The following is a 20,880-nucleotide window of genomic DNA, read 5'->3' on the forward strand; positions in this document are numbered from 1 at the left end:
GGCGTATCCTAATCAACGGTGCGTTTTACGCGCAGCCGAGGTTTAGCGAGGCCCATGAGCGTCTTTGACGTAGTTTTTGGCAAACCGCTGGCGACCAGTGCCGAGCATGATGAGCACATTGGCGTAGCGGCAGGAATCCCGATTTTCGGCCTAGACGGCCTCACCAGTGCAGCATACGGACCGGAAGCAGCCATGCAGCTTCTCGTGCCGCTAGGCATCGCCGGCGTATCGGCTTATCTTCTTCCCGTATTCAGCTGCATCCTGGTGTTGCTGGCGATCGTATATCTGTCCTACCGACAGACGATCGAAGCCTACCCGAACGGTGGCGGCTCCTACACCGTAGCCAGCGAGAACCTTGGCGATGGAGCTGGCCTTCTGGCTGCAGCCGCGCTGATGATCGACTACATCCTGACCGCTGCCGTGGGTATCTCTGCAGGCGTTACAGCGCTGGTCTCGGCCTCCGACGGCACACGCATCAGTCACACGATGCACCACTATCAGCTGGCGTTCTGCTTGCTGATCCTGATCATCATCGCCACCGTCAACATGCGCGGCATGAAGGAGTCTGGCTTCGCATTCATGCTGCCGACCTTCATCTTCGTCGGCACACTCGTCACCACCATTGCCTGGGCCGCCTACCAGTATTGGGCCACCGGCGGACATCCGGTTGCGGTCGCGCCTCCACCGCCGCCTGAAGTCGGCGTATCCACCTTCACCAAGGTCGGGCTCGTCTGGCTGCTTATGAAGACCTTTGCTTCGGGCTGCGCCGCGATGACCGGCGTCGAAGCCGTATCCAACGGCGTCACCGCCTTCCGCGAACCGCGTGCGAAGAAGGCCAACCAGACGCTGACGATCATCATCGGCATGTTGATCGTGATGCTCTACGGCCTCTCGTGGGTCGCGAAGATCTATCACGTTACGGCGATGAACCCCGACGCGCACAACTACCAGAACGTGCTCTCGATCGAGGTCGCCGCCGTCTTCGGTCGCGGTTGGTTCTACTTCCTCACGATGGGTGGCGTGCTCGCTGCGCTGTCGTTCTCTGCGAACACCGCGTTCGCCGACTTCCCCCGCATGGCTCGCGCCATCGCGCTGCGGGATTACCTGCCGCATGTCTTCATTCTGCGTGGTCGCCGCCTGCTCTTCTCGCACGGCATCTACGCGCTGACGGGCTTCACTGCGCTCATCCTCATCATCTTCAACGGCGTCACCGATCGCCTCATCCCGCTTTACGCCATCGGCGCGTTCCTCGCGTTTACGCTGTCGCAGGCGGGCATGGTGGTGCACTGGCTGCACACCAAGGACGCCAAGCACCGCTTCGTCAAACTCTTCTTCAACGGCCTCGGCGCTGTCGCTACGGGCATCACGCTGATCGTCGTGCTGGTGGCGAAGTTCACCTCTGGCGCGTGGGTAACGGCGCTGCTCGTGCCCTTCCTCATCATCATCATGACGACGATCAAGCGCCACTATCGTCGCGTGAAGCTTGAGACCGCAGACCCCACACCGCTGCGCCTCTCCGGCCTCGAAGACCCGATCGTCATCATCCCGATGGCGCGCTGGGACAAGATCAGCGAGAAGGCCATGCGCTTCGGCCTGCTGATGAGCGAGACCGTAAAGGTTGTGCACATCCACGGCGACGAGCAGGACGCGCTCGGCTGCGTCTGGGACAAGATGGTCGCGGACCCTGTCCGCGAAGCCAACCGTACACTGCCGGAACTCATCACCGTCAGCAGCAACTACCGCACGATCCTCTCGCCGCTTATGGACTACATCCTGAAGCTCGAGGACGAGAACCCCGGTCGCAAGATCGCCGTGCTCCTGCCTGAACTTGTTGTACGCCACTGGTGGGAGAACCTGCTGCACAACCAGCGTGTGCAGATTCTCAAGCTGCTCTTGTTGCTCAAAGGCAACCAGCGCATCGTGGTCGTCAACATCCCCTGGTATCTCTAAACAATCGTCCGCACACGCAAAGGCCGCTCATCACGAGCGGCCTTTGTTGTTTCGCCGTAGAACAGGGTGCCCCCTGTTTCGCTTCACCGACGGGCGGCTGGATCAACCAAGCTCTACCCTAGCGCGCTCATTCTCCGCGCCACCGCCACGATCCTCTGCACGGCCTCATCGACATCCGCATCAACCGCATCCCGTGTCAGCGAAAAGCGCAGGCTCGCACGCGCCTGCTTCGGCTCCATCCCCATCGCGAGCAACACATGCGAAGGCTCGGTCGCTCCCGACATGCATGCCGATCCAAAGCTCGCGGCGATCCCTTGCATATCCAACGCAATCAGCAGGGACTCCGCGTCCATCAAGCCGAAGCGAAGGTTCGTAGTGTTCGCCACACGCCGCGCGTCGACGCCGTTGATCTGCACATCGCTCAACGTTGCCACGATGCCCTGCTCCAGGCGATCACGCAACGCTGCCAGTTGAGCCGCGCCCTCACCCGCGAGCCACACAGCAGCAAGCTCGGCGGCCTTGCCCAACGCTACGATGCCCGGCACATTCTCCGTGCCCGCGCGGCGCTGTCGCTCCTGCGGGCCGCCATGTTGCACCGCTGCAAGCTGCACGCCCTTGCGCACAAACAACGCGCCGGTGCCCTGTGGCGCGTAGAGCTTGTGGCCAGAGATCGACAGCAGATCGACATTCTTGAACTCACCCGACATATCGAGCGAAAGCTTGCCTGCCGCTTGCACCGCGTCCGTGTGCACCAACACACCACGCTCTTTCGCGAGGCGCGCAATCTTGCCCACAGGCTGCACGACCCCGGTCTCGTTGTTTGCGAGCATGATGCTGACGAGCTTCGTCTCTGGCCGCATCGCTGCAGCGACATCTTCCGCCAGCACCGAGCCATCCGCCTTCGGCGCAACATACGTCACCGCGACGCCACGCTTCTCCAGAGCCTCAGCCGCGTAGAGCACCGCATGATGCTCGATCTGCGTAGTGACAAGATGCGCCGGTTCGTTGCGCTCAAGGAACGGATCAAGCACTCCACGCAGCGCAAGATTGTCGCTTTCCGTGCCGCCGGAGGTGAAGACAATCTCCTTCGCCGTCGCCTGCAATAAGCGCGCTACCTGCTCGCGCGCACGCTCCACCGCAGATCGCGCTCGCTGCCCTGCCGCATGAGCAGCACTCGGGTTTCCAGAGCGCTCCGCGAAGTATGGAAGCATCGCTTCCAGTACTTCAGGCGCGACCGGCGTCGTCGCATTGGCGTCAAGATAGATTGCCTTCATCGCAACACGCCTTCATCAAGTAACAGGCTGCGGCGACGCTTCGGACGGTTCGACTTCAGCGTAAACGTGATGCCCATTGAGACCGTATCGAGCTCCAAGCGCAGGCTGCGGTTGTAGTAGCTCTGCAGCGTCACATGCGAGTTCAATGGCACGACCAGCGAGTTCGTGAAGCCGTTGTCCTCACTCACGCTGCGCCCGGTCACAAAGGTGCGATCGGGATATCCAGGCCGCGACAAGGTCGTGTAAATCTTGCCATCGCCAAGCGGCAACTGCTCATACGCCACCGACTGAAAAACCATCCGCAACGGCAGAAACACTTGGCCGCCCACCGAGAAGTGCGCCAGCGGCCCGAGCGAGGTGTAGTCCTTCGTCACCAGCCGATTGAAGAGCGAGGATGAGTCGCCACCACCAAGGTCGAGCAGGAACCCACCACGCGATGATCGTGTCTCAAAGTGGTTGTTAATGTCGAAGGTCACGCGGCCGGTGCTGAGGCCATGGTCCACATCGCCTGTCGGCACGGTCATCGAAGGCGTCAGCGTGTAGCGAAACCATTTCGGCGAGAGATTCATATGCGCCGCCAGCACGAGATCACCCAGTTCGCCGCGATGAGGCCGCAAGTCGGTCGTGTAGGTGTCCTGCACCGGCTGCGGATTCGGCTGCCCCGGCGACGGTTGCTGTTGCCGCGTCGTCGTCACCTGGTCTGCCGCCAGGCGATAGAGGTACACCGCGATGTTCGCGTCGAAGCTATAGTGCGGCGACACCGCATACGAAACCGCAGGCGTATAGAGCGTGTACCAACCTGAAGACGAGTCATGCACAGAGGTGAACGTGCTCGCTACATTGAAGCCGCTGAGGCGCGCCTTCAGGCCCGGCACATTCGGCACCGGCGACGCCAGCAGACTCGGAAGATCGGGGTCGTCCTGCGGCAACTGTTCGCTCTTCTGCGCCAGCAGCGGCGCACAGCCGAGCAACAACACGAATTGGAGTCCACGCAGGCGCAATAGAAAAGGCTCGCATCCGATTGTATCGAGTGCGAGCCTTGATTTGCTGCGGCTTAAGCTTAGGCGCTGGGCTTCGGCGGCCATTCCTTCGCCTGCGACTGACGGCTCTTGATCTCGACATAAGGCGCCGGGTAAGCAGGTCCCGTGTAGTCGGCACGCGGACGGATCAAACGGTTGTCATCGTGCTGCTCGATCACATGCGCGCACCAGCCAGCGATGCGGCTCACCGCGAAGATCGGCGTGAACAGATCAATGTCGATTCCGAGCGTCGTGTACGTCGAAGCCGAGTAGAAATCAACGTTCGCGTTCAGCTTCTTCTCTTCCTTGACGAAGAGCTCGATCTTGCGCGACATCTCATACCACTTCGGATTCGCGTCCTTACCGAGGTCTTCGCTCATGCGGCGCAGATGCGTCGCACGCGGATCTTCCGTGGTGTACACGCGGTGCCCGAAGCCGGAGATCTTTTCCTTGTTCTCCAGCATGTGCTTCACGTGCTCTACCGGGTCCTCGCCAGCCTTGTCGATGTCATAGAGCAGGTGCATCACGGCCTCGTTGGCACCGCCGTGCAGCGGTCCCTTCAGCGCGCCGATCGCGCCAGTGATCGCCGAATGCATGTCCGACAACGTCGCCGCAATCACGCGCGCTGCGAAGGTGCTCGCGTTCAGCTCGTGGTCCGCGTGCAGGATCAGCGCAACATCCAGTGCCTTCGTTGCGGTCTCGCTCGGCTTCTCGCCGTTGAGCATCCAGAGGAAGTTCGCCGCATGGCTCAGCGACGTGTCGGGCAGAATCAGTTCCTTGCCCTTGCGGATGCGGTCGAACATCGCCACAATCATCGCGATCTGCGCAGTCAGGCGGAAGCTCTTGCGCACGTTCGCGGTGTGGAAGACCGACTTCTCATCCGGGTCGTAGATCGAGAGCAGCGACACCGCCGTGCGCAGCACCTCCATCGGAGCGGCGGTCTTCGGCACGCTGCGCAGGAACTCGATGACGTCGTCAGGAATCTGGCGTGCGGCCGCGAGCTGGTGCGAGAAATCCTTCAGCTCCGCCGTCGTCGGCAGCGCTGCATTCCACAGCAAAAAGGTGATCTCTTCGAAGTTCGACTTCTGAGCCAGCTCATGGATGTCGATACCGCGATACGAGAGAATGCCCTTCGCGCCGTCGATGAAACAAATCGACGACTCGTTGGCGATGACGTCTTGCAAGCCCTTAGCCATAACGAAATACGCTCCCTACGTGGCTTATTCCACGCAACGAGAAAATTATCGACACAGGCTATAAGCTTTGTCACTCACATCGCCCGATTATCGTTCACGATGTGCGGGTTTTGCTTATCGCGGGATAAATCTTTTCACTACCTGCGGCAGCCCCTTGCCTTCGAGCGCATCGGCCATCGCCACGGCGGTGCCCGGCGCGAGCAAGATGCCGTTCCGGAAATGTCCGCCGGCGATCCACTGCTGCGGCTTGCCCGGAAGCCCACCGATCACGGGCAGCAGGTCACTCGCAGTTGGCCGAAGCCCCGACCACACCTCGATCACTTCAGCATCACGTACCGCCGGCACAAGCTCTGAAGCCTGCTGCAACTGCCGCTTGATGGTCGCCTCATCGATGGTCGTATCAAAACCGACATCCTCCACGGTGGCACCGACGAGCGCTGTCCCGGCTTGCTCCCCGAAGTGCCGCGGAGCAATGTACATTGCCGCACTCCGATGAACGTCTTCCAGTGCGAGCCGCACACGCAACATCTGCCCCTTGCTCGGCTTGATCGCCGGAGCGCCTGCATACCAGGCGCCCGCAGCATGAACGATGCTCCTGGCAGAGATCGCGCCGCCGTCCGCGTCAAAGACACGAACCGCATCTGCATCATCCTCGACGCGAACGACGCGCGCACCACGAACGACGGTCACCCCGCTCTGCGGCACAGCCTGCTCGAGCGCGCGCATCAGCTCACGCGGATTCAACGACTGCTCCGCCAGTTCGATCACCCGATCATCATCGGTCCACTGCCGTGTGCGCTGTGTTTGAAACGGCACACACAAGCCCGAAAGCCCTTCCACGCGAGCGATGAACTCGTCATAGAGTCCTCGGCTCCAGCGTGAAAAATCATGCAGCGCTGTAGGGTTGTGCGGGTCATCGACCGCGAGCATGCCCGCAGCAGCCCACGAGGCCTGCCCTTCAGCACGCGTCGCCGACTGCTCGAGGACAACGACCTTCGCGCCGCGCCGTTGAAGCTCCAGCGCAAGCGAAAGCCCTATGATGCCCCCTCCGCAAATCACGATGTCCGTGGAGGCTGGCATCGCGGAAGATAGTTTTGGCATCACAGTAAACTCCGAACGAAATCCGTATCACTACAATTCTAGTTCGAGAGATTGAAACCTTCTGTTGCCCGGGAACGTTCCAAGGAGTGATCCTCCGGCCACACCATCCACCGCCGATCACATAGAAGGAGATCGTATGAACGAAGTTCGTGAAACCGTCGTGGAGCAGCGCACCCCGGGTTGGCTGGCGCCTGTTGCTGTTCTGGGTCTTGTCCTCGGGCTGGGCGCACTCATCTTCGCGCTCGTCGTACAGAACAAGCTCACCACGACCGAGCAGCAGGTTGCGGAAGCTAACAAAATCAATGCGTCCCTGCAGGAGAAGCTCGAAGACACCAACGCTCGCCTGAAGGCGCAGGGACAAGCTCTCGGCCAGTCGATGGGCCTTACTCAGAAGCAGCTTGAGGACAAGTCCGAACAGCTGCTGGCAGCGCAGAAAGCAAACTCCGCCGTGACGCAGAAGCTTGCGCATGACCAGGAGCAGACCGCCAAGGAAGTCGGAGCAGTGAAGACCGACGTCACCGCCGTGAAGACGGACGTGGGCGGCGTGAAGAACGACGTTGCGACGACGCAAGCGGACCTCGCCAACACCAAAACGCAGCTCACGCGCGTCGTCGGCGACCAGGGCGTAATGAGCGGACTCATCGCCACCAACCACGATGAACTCGAAGAGCTGAAGCGCCTGAATCAGCGCAACTACTACGAGTTCACGCTGCAGAAGGGTGGCCCGCTGCAACTCGTCGGCACCATCAAGCTTCAGCTCAAGAAGGTGGACGCGAAGAAGTCGAAGTTCACCCTCAACGTAAGCTCCGACGACAAGATCATCGAGAAGAAGGACAAGAACCTCGACGAGCCGATCCAGTTCTACTCCGGCAAGTCGCCGATGCTCTACGAGATCGTCGTGAACAGCGTGGGCAAGAACAGCGTCAGCGGCTACCTCAGCACGCCGAAGAACGCGCCGACGCCGATGAATGTTCCTTAGTCCCTCAACAGCCGATAAACGAAAGCCACGCCGTCATCGTACGGCGTGGCTTTTTGCTGCGCGTATGCTGGTTGTAACACTCTGCTCAAGCAGATGATTTTTCAGGAGTCCCACAATTCTTACGATGCAACGTCGATGGATTGCCCTTGCCTCTTGCGCGCTGTTTGCCGCGCCCGCCTTCGCGCAGCAACAGCCTATTCGCATCACTGCGGACTTCACCGACACCTCGCGTCATCTGTATCACGCTGAAGTCGATCTGCCCGTGAAGCCTGGCCCGAACACCTTCGTCACACCGAAGTGGATCCCCGGCAACCATCGCCCCACCGGCCCGGTTGAAAACATCACCGGCGTCGTCTTCACGGCGAACGGCAAGGTGCTGCCGTGGCGCCGCGATGATGTGGACCTCTACGAGTTCCACGTTGACGTCCCTGCCGGCGTTACATCGATCCACGCGCACCTCGACTGCATTGAAGGCGAGCATCTCTCCGATCGCCTCGCCATGCTCGAGTGGGAAAAGCTGCTGCTCTACCCCGCGCACAAGCCCGTCCGTGAGATCGCCATCCAGCCGACCATCGTTGTCCCCGCAGGCTGGGGCGTAGGCACCGCGCTCGTACCGGTCAAGCCCTTCGACGCAAACACCAAGCCCGGCGGCACCATTGAGTATCAGCCGACGAACGTCGAGCAGCTTGAAGACTCGCCCGTTCTCGCTGGCAAATACTTCCACGAGTACACGCTCGCGCCCGACGTGCAGCCCGCGCACTTCCTCGATGTAGCTTCGGACGAGCCGAACGATTTCAACCTGCCGCCCGCGACCGTCACGGCTGTCTCCAACCTCGTGCGCGAAGCAACTACCGCCTATGGTTCGCACCACTACAACCAGTACCACTTCCTGCTGACTCTCTCGGACGTAGCAGGCGGCGAAGGCCTCGAGCACGGTCAGTCTTCGGACAACGGAGTCGGCGAGAAGACATTCGTCAACCCCGCGATGAAGGTGCTTGAAGCCGACCTGCTCGCGCATGAGTTCACGCACTCGTGGAACGGCAAGTATCGTCGTCCGGACAAGCTCTATCAGCCGGACTTCGCCACCATGCAGCAGGGTGAACTGCTGTGGGTCTACGAAGGCATGACGCAGTACCTCGGCAACGTGCTCGCCGCACGCTCCGGCCTCAAGAACCAGGCGCAGTATCGCGATCTGCTCGCGATGTCGGCTGCAAACCTCGAGTACAAGTCGGGCCGCCAGTGGCGCTCCACCGACGACACCGCCGTCGCTGCCAGCATCCTTCGCTCGCAAGGCCCCGGCTGGGCCAACTGGCGTCGCGGCCAGGACTACTACCAAGAAGGCGAACTGCTCTGGCTCGACGCCGATACGCTCATCCGCGAGTTGACGAACGACCAGAAGTCGCTCACCGACTTCGAGCGCATCTTCCTCGGCAAGGGCGGCAACACCGGCCCGAACATCGTGGTCTACAACCGCGACGAACTCATCAAGGACCTCAACGAAGTCGTGAAGTACGACTGGGCGAAGTTCCTGCATGACCGCGTCGACCTCGTGAACCCGCACGCCGACCTCGATGGCATCACGCGCGGTGGCTACAAACTCGTCTTCACCGACAAGCCCTCGGACGTGGATAAACTCGCATCGCGTATGCGCGGCCCGTCGTTCTGGTACTCGCTCGGCATCAGCCTAAAGGCCGATGGAACGATCAACGATGTGCGCTGGGGCGCGTCCGGCGATAAGGCTCGCCTGGCTCCAGGTCAGAAGATCATCGCCGTCAACGGCGCGGTCTACTCACCCGACGCGCTGGTCGATGCGATCGACTCCACCAAGGGCAACACCGATGCGATCCACCTGCTCGTGCAGAGCCAGGGCTTCATCCGCTCGGTGGACCTCGACTACCACGACGGCGAGCGCTACCCCTCGCTGGTGCGCGATGACTCGAAGAAGGATTACCTCGACGAGATCACCACGCCGCTCGTGAAGAAGTAAACGCCACACAAACGAAACGGGCGAGGAGAAATCCTCGCCCGTTCGCTTTGACTCATAACTCGCTACTCAAAACTCATAGCTCGAACCAAACCCCAGCCACAACTCTCAGCGCTCGCGCTCCGCCTGCAGCACCACCTCGCGAACACGCTCGCTCATCACGCCTGCATCGTCACTCGCGACAAGCGACTCCATCGCACGGCCCACAAGCATCATCACCGGCGCCGGCCCGCACACAAGCTGCTCCAACGCATCGAGCCGGCAAGCCACAACACTTTGCTCTGGCCGCGCCGCGTTCGACACCGCGGCACATGGCACATCGAGCGCCACACCCGCCGCGCGAAGCTCTGCAGCAATGCGCGCCGTGTCGCGCCCCGGCATGTACACGACCAGCGTCGCGTCCTCCGGCAGAGGCCCGCTCCACACGGGCGCAGCATCCTTGCCTTCCGCATGATGCCCCGTCGCGAAGATCAGCTTCGACGCGCTCTTGCGATCGGTGAGCGGCAACGCAAGCTGCGCTCCCGCAGCCAGAGCCGCGGTCACGCCGGGCACGATCTCAAACGCCACATCTGCCGCACGCAGCGCCGTAAGCTCTTCACCCGCACGCCCAAAGACCAGCGGATCGCCGGACTTCAAACGCACAACGCTCTGTCCTGCACGCGCCGACTCGATCAGCAGCGAATGAATCCCCGCCTGCGTGATGCGCGGACGCCCGCAGCGCTTGCCCACACTCGTGATCAACGCACGCTCATTCACGAGCGCGAGCACCGCATCCGGCACAAGATCATCGTGAAAAACCACATCCGCCGTTTCGAGTAAGCGCAGCGCCTTCAGCGTCAGCAGCTCAGGATCACCCGGGCCCGCGCCGACGAGATACACCGTTCCCTTTTGCGCAGAGATCACTCCGTACCCCCGACAACCGGGTGCCCCACGTCCCGCTTCTGAGACGTGGATTCGCAAGATGCATCCGCTGCGATGAACCCATGCTCACGCATATGCTGCTGCGCACGCGCACGCGACGGGCACTCGGCAAAACCGCAGACCTCGCGAGAAGCCAGCTCATGCAACAACTGCTTGCGCGGCTCGCCAATCGGCTCAACGGCCGTTACCTCACGGCGCAAACGACCAAGCTCCATCAGCCATTCACCAAGATCGAGCGGCAGCGCTGCGTTCAACTCCTTGCGCAAACGCATCGCCAGCGCCGGCGACTCACCCGCCGTCGAGATCGCAATCTGCAACTCGCCGCGCTTCACGATCGACGGAAAGTAGAAGTCGCAGAACGGTGGATCATCGACGGCATTGCACAACACACCCTTCGCCGAAGCCTCATGAAACACCGCGCGATTCACCTCAGCGGTCGCGGTCCCCGCCACGCAGAGAAACGCACCATCGAGATCGCCTTCGCGATACGCGCGCTGCTCCCACACGATCTCGCCGGCTTCCGCCCAGGCCTGCACGCGCGGCAAAGCCTCGGGCGCAATCACGCGCACCGAAGCCTCCGCGTTCAGCAGGCTTTCGATCTTCGACTCCGCAATCGCACCCGCGCCCACAACGACGCAGGGCTTTGCCGTGAGCTTCAGAAACATGGGAAACAGGCTCATCGCGGGTCCTCTACGCGTCCGGCGCGTGGCCGGTGCCGACCTTCGTCATATCGCGTTCGATCGCTTCCATCTCCGCGCCGTTCAACTGCGCGCGCAGTTCGTCATCGCTCGTGCGACGGAAGTACGAACGCAACGACTCACCTTCGCCGCGGCCCTTCAGATAGCCACGCAGCAAACGCTCAATCGCCTCCGGGCAATCGGTCGCCGCAGCGCGATAGCCGATCTGGCGCGCGATGCCCGCATACTCGCCGCCCACAGAGCCGCCGACCATGAAGTAGAACGCATCGACCATCACGCCATCCTTCTTGATCTTCTTGCCCTCAAGGCCGATGTCCGCGATCCATCCCTGTCCGCACGAGTTCGTGCAGCCCGTCACATGCAGGCGGAACTGCTGATCAAACTCCGGCAGACGCTCCTCAAGCTCGCTCACAAGCCACTTGTTGAACGCCTTTGTCTCCGTGATCGCCAGCTTGCAGAACTCCGTGCCCGTGCACGCCACCGCGCCGCGGTAGAACGATTTCGGCTCTACCTGGAAACCGATCTTGCTCACGCCTTCGACCACTGTCTGCACGTTCGCACTCGGAATATTCACGAGGATCACGTTCTGGCCGATCGTTGTACGCAACTCGCCGTTGCCGTACTTCTCAGCAAGGTCCGCGAATGCGAGCATTTGCTCAGGATTCATGCGGCCGTTGATCACCGTCACACCCACCGAGTTCAAGCCCGCTTCACGCTGCGGATTCACGCCGACGTGATCGCGATACAGATCACCAGCCTCTGCGCCTTCGTCGCACGCGTCGAACTTATAGCCCATGCGCTCTTCAATCGCTGCAAGCATCGACTCTGCGGTCCAGCCATGCTTCATGAAGAGGTACTTGATGCGCGCACGTCCACGGTTCTCACGCAGCACGTCCTGCTCGCGATAGATCTCGCAAACAGCCTTCACCGCTTCATAAGCCTTGTCCTGCGGGATGAACGCGTTCATGCGCACCGAGATGTGCGGCTCGGTCGAGAGGCCGCCGCCGATGCGCAGCGAGTAGCCGATCTCTTCCTTGCCGTCCTTCACGCGCTTCAGCGCGGTCAGCGCCACGTCGTTGATCTCCGGGTACGAGCACCAGATTGGGCAGCCCGTCACTGTTACCTTGAACTTACGCGGCAGGTTCACAAACTCAGGATTGCCGGTGAGCTCCTTGCTTATCTTGTCCGCCAGTGGCGAGGCATCGAGCAGCTCGTGGCCATCGAGACCAGCCATCGGGCAGCCCGTCACGTTACGCACTACGTCGCCGCAAGCGCCCTTCGGCGAGAGACCGATCGCCGTGAGGCGCTCGACGATCTCCGGCAGCGACTCGATCGTCAGCCAATGCAACTGAATGCACTGGCGCGTCGTCACGTCGGCGATGCCGCGCGCATGCTTCTGCGTGATATCTGCGATCTCGCGCAACTGCGCGCTGGTCAGCTTGCCGTTCACGATACCGATACGCATCATGAAGTAGTCGCTGACGAGGCCCTCACCGCCCTTGCCGCCGGTCACACCAACGCCATCGCCCTGCGTGTACACGCCCCACCACTTGAAGTACGTTCCGCTCCACTCGGCAGCAACGCTAGCGCGGCCTGCCTTCGCGTAGCCTTCGACGTCGCTCCAGCTATCCCAGGGGTTCTTCTCGCGCTTCAGGCGCTCGACCTTCTGTGCCTTCGTTTCCTTCACAACCGGCGCTGCTGCCGCGGAGGTTGAAGCTTCGTTCGTATCAGCCAAGGTGGTTCTCCAAAGTGGATCTCAAAGTCAAAAATCAAAGGCCCACGAAGCATTGGCTCGTGGGCACTCCAGTCGAAGGTGTCGCGCGACTCAGCGACGCGCAGCCATCCCCGCCCGGAGCGAGGGACAACACGACGAAAGCTGGAAGTGGTTTTGCATGCTGAGGTGAGTTTACTACCTGTCAGCCAAGCGGCGCAAACCTGTCAAACAGGTTTGCGCTCACGCTTGACTACAGTTTTGCCTTCAGCGGCACGCCGGTCTCGGCATACGGGGCCTCGGCGGTCTGCGCGTCGGTCTTCAAAATCTGGTGATGCAGGCAGTACAGCGCAAGCTCCAGACGATCACTCACGCCCAGCTTGTCATACACCTTGCGCAGGTAGTTCTTGATCACCTGTTCGGTGGTGCCAATCTGGTAGGCGATTTCCTTGTTGCGCATGCCGCGCGTGATGCACGCGATGATGGCGAGTTCCTTCTCGCTCAACTTCGGCTGCGTCTTCGGGTTGGTCAGCGCCTGCGCCTGCGCGCGGTACGCTTCGATCACCCAGGAGATCGACTGGTTGTCGATCCACGTTTCGCCCGCAGAGATCTTGCGCACGCACTTGATCAGCAGGTCCGGCGAGATGGAACGCGGCACCACGCCACGCACACCGCGGCGATAGAGTTCGACCGTGTTGTTTTCATCCGACTCCGTTACCTGGACGATCAGCTTCGAGTCCGGCGCGCGCTTCACCAGCTGCGGGATCGCGTCTACGGTACCGGCAATCAACTGCCCTTCGAGCAGCACCACGTCCGTGGGGTAACGCTGCAACGCAGCGTAGAGATTTTCCAGCGTTTCAGCTTGTGCAACGACGCGGATGTCATCTTCCAGGGCGAAGATCTTGCGGATGCCCACGCGGTAGATGGCTTGCGAATCCGCGAGAATTACACGGATGCCCGCATCTGCTGCTTCGGCCTGGTTTCCGTTATGTTCTTCACTCATGAATGCTCAGCCTTCAAAGAATATTCGTCGATCACGGCGCCAGCCTTCGTCACACCATCACGCTCCACGAGCCTTACGATGCGACCGATGCAGTACACGACCACGTCTTCTTTTCCACCCATGATCGCAGCCGGCATCAGAATCCGGAACTCCACTTTCGTGTCTACCGCGGGTAGCTGATTGGCCACAAACAATACACCATTTGCGGAGACATCTTCCGTCATTGCCTCATAGGTACGGTCCCCCGCATGCAGCGTCACTGCAAGCCTGAGGGGAAAGCGAACTGAAGATCGTACAGGCTCGTTGCCGAGTATGTCTGTGGAGGTCAAATTACGACTCCTTGCGGCCAGCGACGAGATGGGGGAATCTGGCCCGGATATATGTCATTGTATTGTAGCTCTGGATACTTTGGACAAAGAAGATTGCCGTAACACGATGTAACGTCTCGATTTAGGACAACCGTCACGAGGTGTTACAACGGCTTCGGGAAGAACACAGCCGAGGCCCCCACCCACGACTGCTCCCGGTTGTGATCCACGCCCATCATCAGCCCGCGCCCCAGCCTCGCGAGCGCAATCATCGGCGTCATCGCCCCGGCCTCCGGCCAGACGTAGAGCACCCGGACCTCCGCCTGCGTGGGTCCAGCCGGCGTCGCAATCACGGGCACAAAAGACTGCCGCTCCTGCACGAGATATTGGTGACGCTGCTCACTCGGGATCGCAAACAGCTCCTCGTCGCTTGGTGCAAACGTGATGCCCTTGCCCGCAAACGAATAGAGCGGCTTCAGCACCCAGCGCTCGCGCTCGGCAGGCAGACGTTCGCGGCCTTTGCCACTCAGAAAGTCGTCGAGGAAAACCGCCGACGGCACCGTCTCGTGCTCCAGATACGGAAGCGAAAATTTGCTGATCTCAAAGTACGCGTTCGGATGCCCGGCCCACTCCACCTCGAGCTCTTCGCGATAGTCGAACGGCAGCGCAATCTGCTTGCGAACGATCTCGTCGACGATGGCCCGGTTGTAGATGCGCTCGATCCGAACAAGCTCGCCATCGCGACGATAGAACAGCCGCTTGCCCTGCTTCACCACCTTCGCGAGATCGACGATCGCAATCCCCAGTCGCTCCGCATGAACACGGAAGTCCGGCAACGTCTTCTGCGACTCCGGCTCGACCTCGAGCAACGCCACGTGCTGCGGTTCGTGCTGGCCGACGATCACCTCTCGCAGCATCTGCCAATACTTCGCCTCCTCGCCGCAGAGAAACGCTCGCAGCGAGGCCTCAAGCTGATAAGCCTCGCGATACGCCTCTGCCAACATCGGCTGAAAGCCAAACACGGACGGAAACGCCTGCATCTCAACGAGCTTCGGTACGAAGCCACCGTTGCCGTCAGCGATCAAGCCAAAGTCCACGGCCATGAAGCTCGGATGCGTCGGCTCGCCTGGGACGCGAAACGCCTCAGGCACAGCGGCACGCGCGCGCTGCATGTATTCACGGTTGGTTACGAGCTGCGTGGTCAACGCGATGCCCGCATCGACCATGCGCTGTAGCAGTGCGTGTGGCAGAAACATCGGCGTCTCCGCAACGCGGTACGGCATCGGCCCGCGCGTCTTCGTCTCGACCAGGGCGATGAGCTGCTCATACTTCTCCGGCGAGAAGCTTGCGTTGAACTGGCGTCGCAGATCTTCGATCACGCTGCTCTCCTCACGCTTCGATCAGGAACTTGCCATCACGCATGATCTGCTCTTCGCCGCTTTCATTGCCGAGCCATATGTTGAAGCCCAGCCCCACCACATCGATGTGTGTCGACGACTTCCACGGTGCACCGGTGTGCGCTCCATACGGGTCGCCGAACGCAATGTGGATGCCGGGAAATTTCTCGTCTTGCAGGATGTTGCCGATCACCTGCGTCACGCCGATGTTCGTGCCGATCGCGAACTCGCCCACGCGGTCCGAGTTTTCATCCGTATGCGTGTACGCCCAGAACTCCTGCTCCAGCCGCTTGTTCGAGCACTGCACCGTAACGATGCGGTTCTTCTCGATCACGATACGCAGCGGCTCGTCGCGCAGGATGCCATAGCGTGCGCAGAGAAAATCGCCCACGACACCGTCGACCACGAAGACGCCGTTCACCTCTCCCGGCGCCGTGAAACACTCACCGCCCGGCAGGTTTCCCCACTTCTCCGTGGAGATGATGCCCGACGTCTTGAACCACTTGTAGCTCGGCTCCAACGCCACATGCAGGTTCGTCCCAGCGACAGTGGTTGCGCGCACGTGGGAAGAAGCGCGCACCTTCTCCAACACCTTTTGGCTCAATCGATCCACCGCCAGAAAGTCCGCGCGCATTCCCTGCATCATGACGTCCGGCGTGATGTTCACCATGTGCGCGTGGCGCATCTTGCGGCGGTTCACCACGTCGGTCATCTGCATGCGCGAGCGCAACTCGTTGGACTGCACCTGCACAGCGAAGATGCTCACCGCGCTCGTCTCCATATCGTCGAGCACCGCTTGCGGCATCGCCTGCAGAGGCCGCTGCGCCAGCTCTTCCAACACGAAGCCGGACCACGCACAGCCACGGGCTTCGAGCTCCGCCGCGAGCGACGCAGCGATCTCCCTGGTCGCTTCATCGGTGATCAGCGTAACCTTCTCGCTCGACTGAATGCGTAAACACGTGTGCACCGCATTGTGCGCGCCCTCGCGGAACTCCGCCCGAAACTTCTCGCTTCTCAGATCAGTGGCCAACGATATCCCTCACAGCCCCGCACGCGTTTCGGCGGCCATGTAATCCACTACCGCACGCAGATCGCCGGTCTCACGCCACACGCGAAGCTGACGGTCCGCTCCCGAACCCGTCTGCATGATGTGGCGCACATGCTCGACTTCCTTGCGGCAACCTAACTCATCCGGCGTGTCGTCGAGGAACGCGAGATACTCCTCGATCAACTCACGCTCGGGCACCTCCGTCTGCTTGCCAAAGTCGATCAACTTGCCATCGAGCCCATAACGCACCGCGCGAAATTTGTTCTCCATGATCAGCGCGCGCGAGTAGCGACGGAAGTCGAGGTTCGATGCCTGCAGCTTCCATAGCTTCGCTGCCGTGGCTTGAATCAACGCCGCAATGGCGATCGTCTCCTCCGCGCGCAGCGGTATATCGCACACGCGCACCTCCACCGTGTTGAAGAACGGATGCGGTCGTACGTCCCACCAGATCTTCTTCGCGTTGTCGATGCAGTTGGTCTTGATCAAAAGGTTCACGTAGCTCTCGAACTCCGAGTAATCCGCGAACCAGTCCGGCAAATTCGTGCGGGGAAAGTTTTCGAATACCTTCGCGCGATAGCTCTTGTAACCCGTCTCCATACCGAGCCAGAAGGGCGAGTTCGTACTGAGCGCAAGAATGTGCGGCAGAAAATATCGCAGCGAATTCATGATGCGAATCGCAGAGTCTCGGTCCTCGATGCCCACATGCACATGCAGGCCGAAGATGAGGTTCGACCGCGCTACGAGCTGCAGATCTTCGACGACCTTGTCATAGCGCGGGTCAGGATAAATCTCCTGCGAACGCCAGTCCGCGAACGGATGCGTGGCCCCTGCGACAAGCAGCAGACCATTCTCTTCCGCCAGCCGGATCATATTGCGCCGCAGGTCGTAGATGTCCTCACGGGCCTCGCTGATATTGCGGCAGACACGCGTGCCGACCTCGATCACCGACTGGTGCATCTCGGCCTTCACACGCTCTTCAAGACGCATCTTCCCTTCCGCCAGCATCTCCGTCTGGATATGCGAGCGCAGGTCGCGCGTCTCAGGATCAATCGTCTGATACTCCTCTTCAATGCCCAGCGAAAACGTTGGCTTCACGAGCCCTCTTTCATGCCTCGAGGAGATGAAATTCGAATCCTACGCCGTGCCCTTTCAAACCTTCTTCCAGTTTTCCGATAAATTCTTCAGCCTCTTCATCCGGCTGCGTCGTTACATACAAACGAATCATGACCGGCTTCCACGCCGACTCCGGAAAATCTGCCGCAAGCTGGCCCGAATCCCAATACGCGAGGTACACATTCACGCGCTCCTGCAGCGCATCGAGCCCCGCATCCTCGCCCCACGGCTCGGTATGCACCATGCCGAGAATCACATTGCCCTGCGGATCAAACGCGACGAGATCCACTGTCTCGCGCGTGCCTTCTGTGACTTCACTCGTATCGCTCATCACTTCACTTTCTTCGTCGCGACGGTCTTTGCAGTAACGGTCTTTGCAGCGACGGCCTTTGTTGCCGCTTTCTTCACCGCAGGCTTCACAGCAGTATCGCCGCTCAGGAACTTCGACCAGTGGAACGCGCTCGACTGCTTCGTCGTCGCCTTGGCCTTCTTCACCGCAAGCTTTGCCACCTTGTCCACGATCCACTCGAAGTTCGTCTCACCCACCGAGTAGCGATCCGCATCCGGCGCCGGATTCATGAAGTCGATCGCATATGGCACACCATCCTCCACCGCAAACTCTACCGTGTTCAAGTCGTAGCCCAACGCGCGACAGAGCTTCAACGCATCCGCCTCCACGCGCTGCAACAACGCAGGGTCGTACTCCGGCGGATCGAGTACGTAGCGATGCTCATGCGGCTGACGCGGATCGTACGGCATGATCAGCACGTCCTCCTGCCCGACCACGTAGCAGCGGAAGTACTCCTTGAAGCCCACGGCGGCCTGCAGCGTCATCGTCAGGTCGCGCGTCTGGTCGTACGCAGCGAAGAACTCTTCCGGCGTGCGCACATGAAAGACATCGCGCCAACCACCACCATCATGCGGCTTCAGGAACGCCGGGAACTTGATGTGGTCGAAGATCGCATCCCAGTTCAGCGGGTACTCAAGATTGCGTACGCTCTGCTCGTTGATCTCCGGCGGAAAGTTCTTGTGCGGCAACAGCAACGTGCGCGGCACAGCGACTCCCAGCTTCGTCGCCAGCGAGTAGTTGAAGAACTTGTCATCCGCACTCCACCAGAACGGATTGTTAATCACCTGCGTTCCCGTCAGCACAGCGTTCTTCAGGTACGCGCGATAGAACGGCATGTCATGCGAGATGCGATCGACGATCACCGCATACGGACACGGCTTGGCCATCTCCACCGCGCCCATCTTCACGAACTCCGCCGTAATGCCGTCGATGCCGTACGAGTTGATGCGCTCCACCAGCGCTCCGGGAAAGGTGTTCTCCATGCCGAACAACACGCCAATCTTCTTCACCGCTCTTACCGCCATTCGCTTCCTCCCGCTGCTCAGAGATACACATGCGCCATGCGCTGCCACCAGGGCCAGTCATGCCGCGCGTTGTCGCCCCACACGTCCAGCCGCACAGGGATGCCCTTGGCGCGCAGCTCTGCAGCCATGCGCTCGTTGTCGTTCCAACACTGATCGTGAATGCCCGTCGCCAATACGTACGTGTTGCGGCGCAGCTGCTCGAGATAGCCGTGGTCGGTGATATTCGGCACGTAATCCAGCGGCAGGTTGAAGTAGCAGTTGTCGTCATAGTGCTCGTCCAGAAAACCGAGCCCCCGCAGATCGAACGCTCCGCTCATCGAGAGCGCCCCGGTGAACAGATCCGGATGCTTCAACGCAATATTCAGCGCGTGATACCCGCCAAACGAACAGCCCACCGCCGCAAGGTGAGGGCTGCGATTCTTTTGTCGCACCAGCGGCAACACGTCGCGCAGAATGTAGTGCTCGTAGCTCACATGCCGCGCCGCGCGCCAGTCCGCACCTACGCCGTCGTTGTACCAGCTCTCGCAGTCCACCGAGTCCACGCAGAAAAGCTGCAGGCGGCCTTGCGCAATTTTGTCGGCCACGGCTTTCACCATGCCCTGATCTTCAAACTCGAAGAAGCGCCCGCACGACGTCGGAAATACGATCGCCGGCAGGCCATCATGGCCGAAGACCAGCATCTCCATATCGCGGCCCAGGTCGCCCGACCACCAGCGATGATATTCGCGGTTCATAGCTTTGCCCTCTGATACTCTGAGCGCAAGCAGCCGTCCTCTGGTTGTGTCGAAGCCTTGGAGATCGTACCCACACCCACCTCCGTTCGTCTGCCCTTTGACGGCGCGCCGCTCGATGCGACGCCCTCGCTGGACCACCCCACCTACCCCGAAGAACGCGAGCTCGACGCCAACCCCCGCTATCGCATCCTGCGCGACTTCGAGTCCCGCTACCTGCCCGATGCGCGCGACATCCGCATCTACTTGCCCGAAGCATACCTCAGCGAACCGACGCGCCGGTTCCCGGTTTTCTATCTGCACGACGGGCAGAACCTCTTCGACGGTCGACTGAGCTATGTCGCCGGCAAGACCTGGCAGGCCAACAGCACCGCCGACCGCCTCACCCGCGAAGGTCGCATCGAGCCCGTCATCCTCGTCGGGCTCGACAACACCGGCACGCACCGCATGGCCGACTACACGCCGACGCGCGACAAGGAGTACGGCGGCGGCGAAGGTCCGCTCTACGGCCGCCTGCTCGTCGACGAGCTCAAACCGCTGATCGACAGCGCGCTCCGCACCCTGCCCGACGCCGCCAACACCGGCCTCGGCGGCTCCTCCCTCGGCGGCCTCATCTCGCTTTTCCTCGGGCTGCAGCATCCGACCGTCTTCGGCAAGCTCGCCGTGCTTTCCCCCAGCGTCTGGTGGGACAACCGCGCACTGCTCAACTCCGTCGGCGCGCCCAAACGCACCATCCTCTCGCGCTTCCAGTCGCTGCCCGCGCCTCCACCAGCGGCGCCTCGCGCACGCATCTGGCTCGACATGGGGATGGCCGAGGGTCTGCGCCACCTGCGTGACTGCGATCTGCTGGCCAAGCGGTTAGTCACGCGCGGCTGGAAGCCCGGTCAAGACCTCGAATACCTGCGCGTGCCCGGTGGGCTGCACAACGAAGAAGCCTGGGCCGCGCGCTTTGATCAGGTGCTCGAGTTCCTCTTCCCGGGCGCGCTATAACGCGCTCTCCATCTCGCTTCGGGGCCCCCGGCGGCCGGATTTCTCCGCAAAACCACGCTTTTGAGCAGCATTTTCTTGCTATT

The 20,880-nt window shown here is 61.1% G+C and carries 19 protein-coding genes; 4 read left to right on the forward strand and 15 right to left on the reverse strand.

All coding sequences use genetic code 11. The annotated features are described in order from the left end of the window. Window positions 1–54: 54 nt before the first annotated feature. A complete protein-coding gene (locus OHL11_RS10560; RefSeq protein ID WP_263371475.1) occupies window positions 55–1,950 on the forward strand; it encodes an APC family permease in 1,896 nt (631 codons plus the stop codon). A gap of 113 nt (window positions 1,951–2,063) precedes the next feature. On the opposite strand, the gene OHL11_RS10565 is transcribed toward OHL11_RS10560, so the two are convergent. From OHL11_RS10565 to OHL11_RS10580, 4 genes are all read right to left on the reverse strand, one after another. Further along, window positions 2,064–3,224 carry a cysteine desulfurase family protein gene (locus OHL11_RS10565; RefSeq protein ID WP_263371476.1) on the reverse strand — a complete coding sequence of 387 codons (1,161 nt, stop codon included), beginning with the start codon at window positions 3,222–3,224 and terminating at the stop codon, window positions 2,064–2,066. Continuing rightward, on the reverse strand, window positions 3,221–4,201 hold the full coding sequence (locus tag OHL11_RS10570) for a hypothetical protein (protein WP_263371477.1): 981 nt from the start codon (window positions 4,199–4,201) through the stop codon (window positions 3,221–3,223). Before OHL11_RS10570 ends, OHL11_RS10565 begins: the two co-directional genes overlap by 4 nt. Window positions 4,202–4,284: 83 nt before the next feature. Further along, a complete protein-coding gene (locus OHL11_RS10575; protein WP_263371478.1) occupies window positions 4,285–5,439 on the reverse strand; it encodes a citrate synthase in 1,155 nt (384 codons plus the stop codon). A gap of 114 nt (window positions 5,440–5,553) precedes the next feature. Next, window positions 5,554–6,540, reverse strand: a complete 987-nt coding sequence (locus OHL11_RS10580) for an FAD-dependent oxidoreductase (protein ID WP_263371479.1) — start codon at window positions 6,538–6,540, stop codon at window positions 5,554–5,556. 136 nt (window positions 6,541–6,676) lie between these two features. Between OHL11_RS10580 and OHL11_RS10585 the strand changes: the two genes are divergently transcribed. Next, a complete protein-coding gene (locus OHL11_RS10585; RefSeq protein ID WP_263371480.1) occupies window positions 6,677–7,519 on the forward strand; it encodes a hypothetical protein in 843 nt (280 codons plus the stop codon). A gap of 124 nt (window positions 7,520–7,643) precedes the next feature. Next, a complete protein-coding gene (locus tag OHL11_RS10590) occupies window positions 7,644–9,506 on the forward strand; it encodes a M61 family metallopeptidase (protein ID WP_263371481.1) in 1,863 nt (620 codons plus the stop codon). Window positions 9,507–9,611: 105 nt separating this feature from the next. Here the strand turns inward: OHL11_RS10590 and cobA are convergent, their stop codons facing one another. The 11 genes from cobA to OHL11_RS10645 form a co-directional block, all read right to left on the reverse strand. Then, a complete protein-coding gene (gene cobA, locus OHL11_RS10595) occupies window positions 9,612–10,406 on the reverse strand; it encodes a uroporphyrinogen-III C-methyltransferase (protein ID WP_263371482.1) in 795 nt (264 codons plus the stop codon). Continuing rightward, a complete protein-coding gene (locus OHL11_RS10600) occupies window positions 10,403–11,104 on the reverse strand; it encodes a precorrin-2 dehydrogenase/sirohydrochlorin ferrochelatase family protein (RefSeq protein WP_263371483.1) in 702 nt (233 codons plus the stop codon). The genes cobA and OHL11_RS10600 overlap by 4 nt, the downstream gene beginning before the upstream one ends. Window positions 11,105–11,114: 10 nt before the next feature. Further along, a complete protein-coding gene (locus tag OHL11_RS10605) occupies window positions 11,115–12,857 on the reverse strand; it encodes a nitrite/sulfite reductase (RefSeq protein WP_263371484.1) in 1,743 nt (580 codons plus the stop codon). Window positions 12,858–13,086: 229 nt separating this feature from the next. Beyond that, window positions 13,087–13,836 (reverse strand): LuxR C-terminal-related transcriptional regulator, encoded by a 750-nt coding sequence (locus OHL11_RS10610; protein WP_263371485.1) that lies wholly within the window; start codon window positions 13,834–13,836, stop codon window positions 13,087–13,089. Beyond that, a complete protein-coding gene (locus OHL11_RS10615; RefSeq protein ID WP_263371486.1) occupies window positions 13,833–14,165 on the reverse strand; it encodes a PilZ domain-containing protein in 333 nt (110 codons plus the stop codon). Before OHL11_RS10615 ends, OHL11_RS10610 begins: the two co-directional genes overlap by 4 nt. Before the next feature lie 143 nt (window positions 14,166–14,308). Further along, on the reverse strand, window positions 14,309–15,523 hold the full coding sequence (locus OHL11_RS10620) for a hypothetical protein (RefSeq protein WP_263371487.1): 1,215 nt from the start codon (window positions 15,521–15,523) through the stop codon (window positions 14,309–14,311). Window positions 15,524–15,533: 10 nt separating this feature from the next. Continuing rightward, window positions 15,534–16,571 carry an aminopeptidase gene (locus tag OHL11_RS10625; RefSeq protein WP_263371488.1) on the reverse strand — a complete coding sequence of 346 codons (1,038 nt, stop codon included), beginning with the start codon at window positions 16,569–16,571 and terminating at the stop codon, window positions 15,534–15,536. Window positions 16,572–16,580: 9 nt separating this feature from the next. Next, a complete protein-coding gene (locus tag OHL11_RS10630; RefSeq protein WP_263371489.1) occupies window positions 16,581–17,684 on the reverse strand; it encodes a carboxylate-amine ligase in 1,104 nt (367 codons plus the stop codon). 10 nt (window positions 17,685–17,694) lie between these two features. Next, complete coding sequence (locus tag OHL11_RS10635; RefSeq protein ID WP_263371490.1) at window positions 17,695–18,033, reverse strand: DUF6572 domain-containing protein; 339 nt, start codon at window positions 18,031–18,033, stop codon at window positions 17,695–17,697. Beyond that, window positions 18,033–19,076 (reverse strand): ATP-grasp domain-containing protein, encoded by a 1,044-nt coding sequence (locus OHL11_RS10640; RefSeq protein ID WP_317890645.1) that lies wholly within the window; start codon window positions 19,074–19,076, stop codon window positions 18,033–18,035. Before OHL11_RS10640 ends, OHL11_RS10635 begins: the two co-directional genes overlap by 1 nt. A gap of 17 nt (window positions 19,077–19,093) precedes the next feature. Beyond that, the gene (locus OHL11_RS10645; protein ID WP_263371491.1) at window positions 19,094–19,810 is read right to left on the reverse strand and encodes an esterase family protein; all 717 of its coding nucleotides are present in this window, start codon (window positions 19,808–19,810) and stop codon (window positions 19,094–19,096) included. Between the two features lie 57 nt (window positions 19,811–19,867). Here OHL11_RS10645 and OHL11_RS10650 point away from each other — a divergent pair, with 57 nt between their 5' ends. Then, a complete protein-coding gene (locus tag OHL11_RS10650; RefSeq protein ID WP_263371492.1) occupies window positions 19,868–20,797 on the forward strand; it encodes an alpha/beta hydrolase in 930 nt (309 codons plus the stop codon). Window positions 20,798–20,880: the final 83 nt, after the last annotated feature.

This window comes from Granulicella cerasi (assembly GCF_025685575.1).
Classification (GTDB): domain Bacteria; phylum Acidobacteriota; class Terriglobia; order Terriglobales; family Acidobacteriaceae; genus Granulicella; species Granulicella cerasi.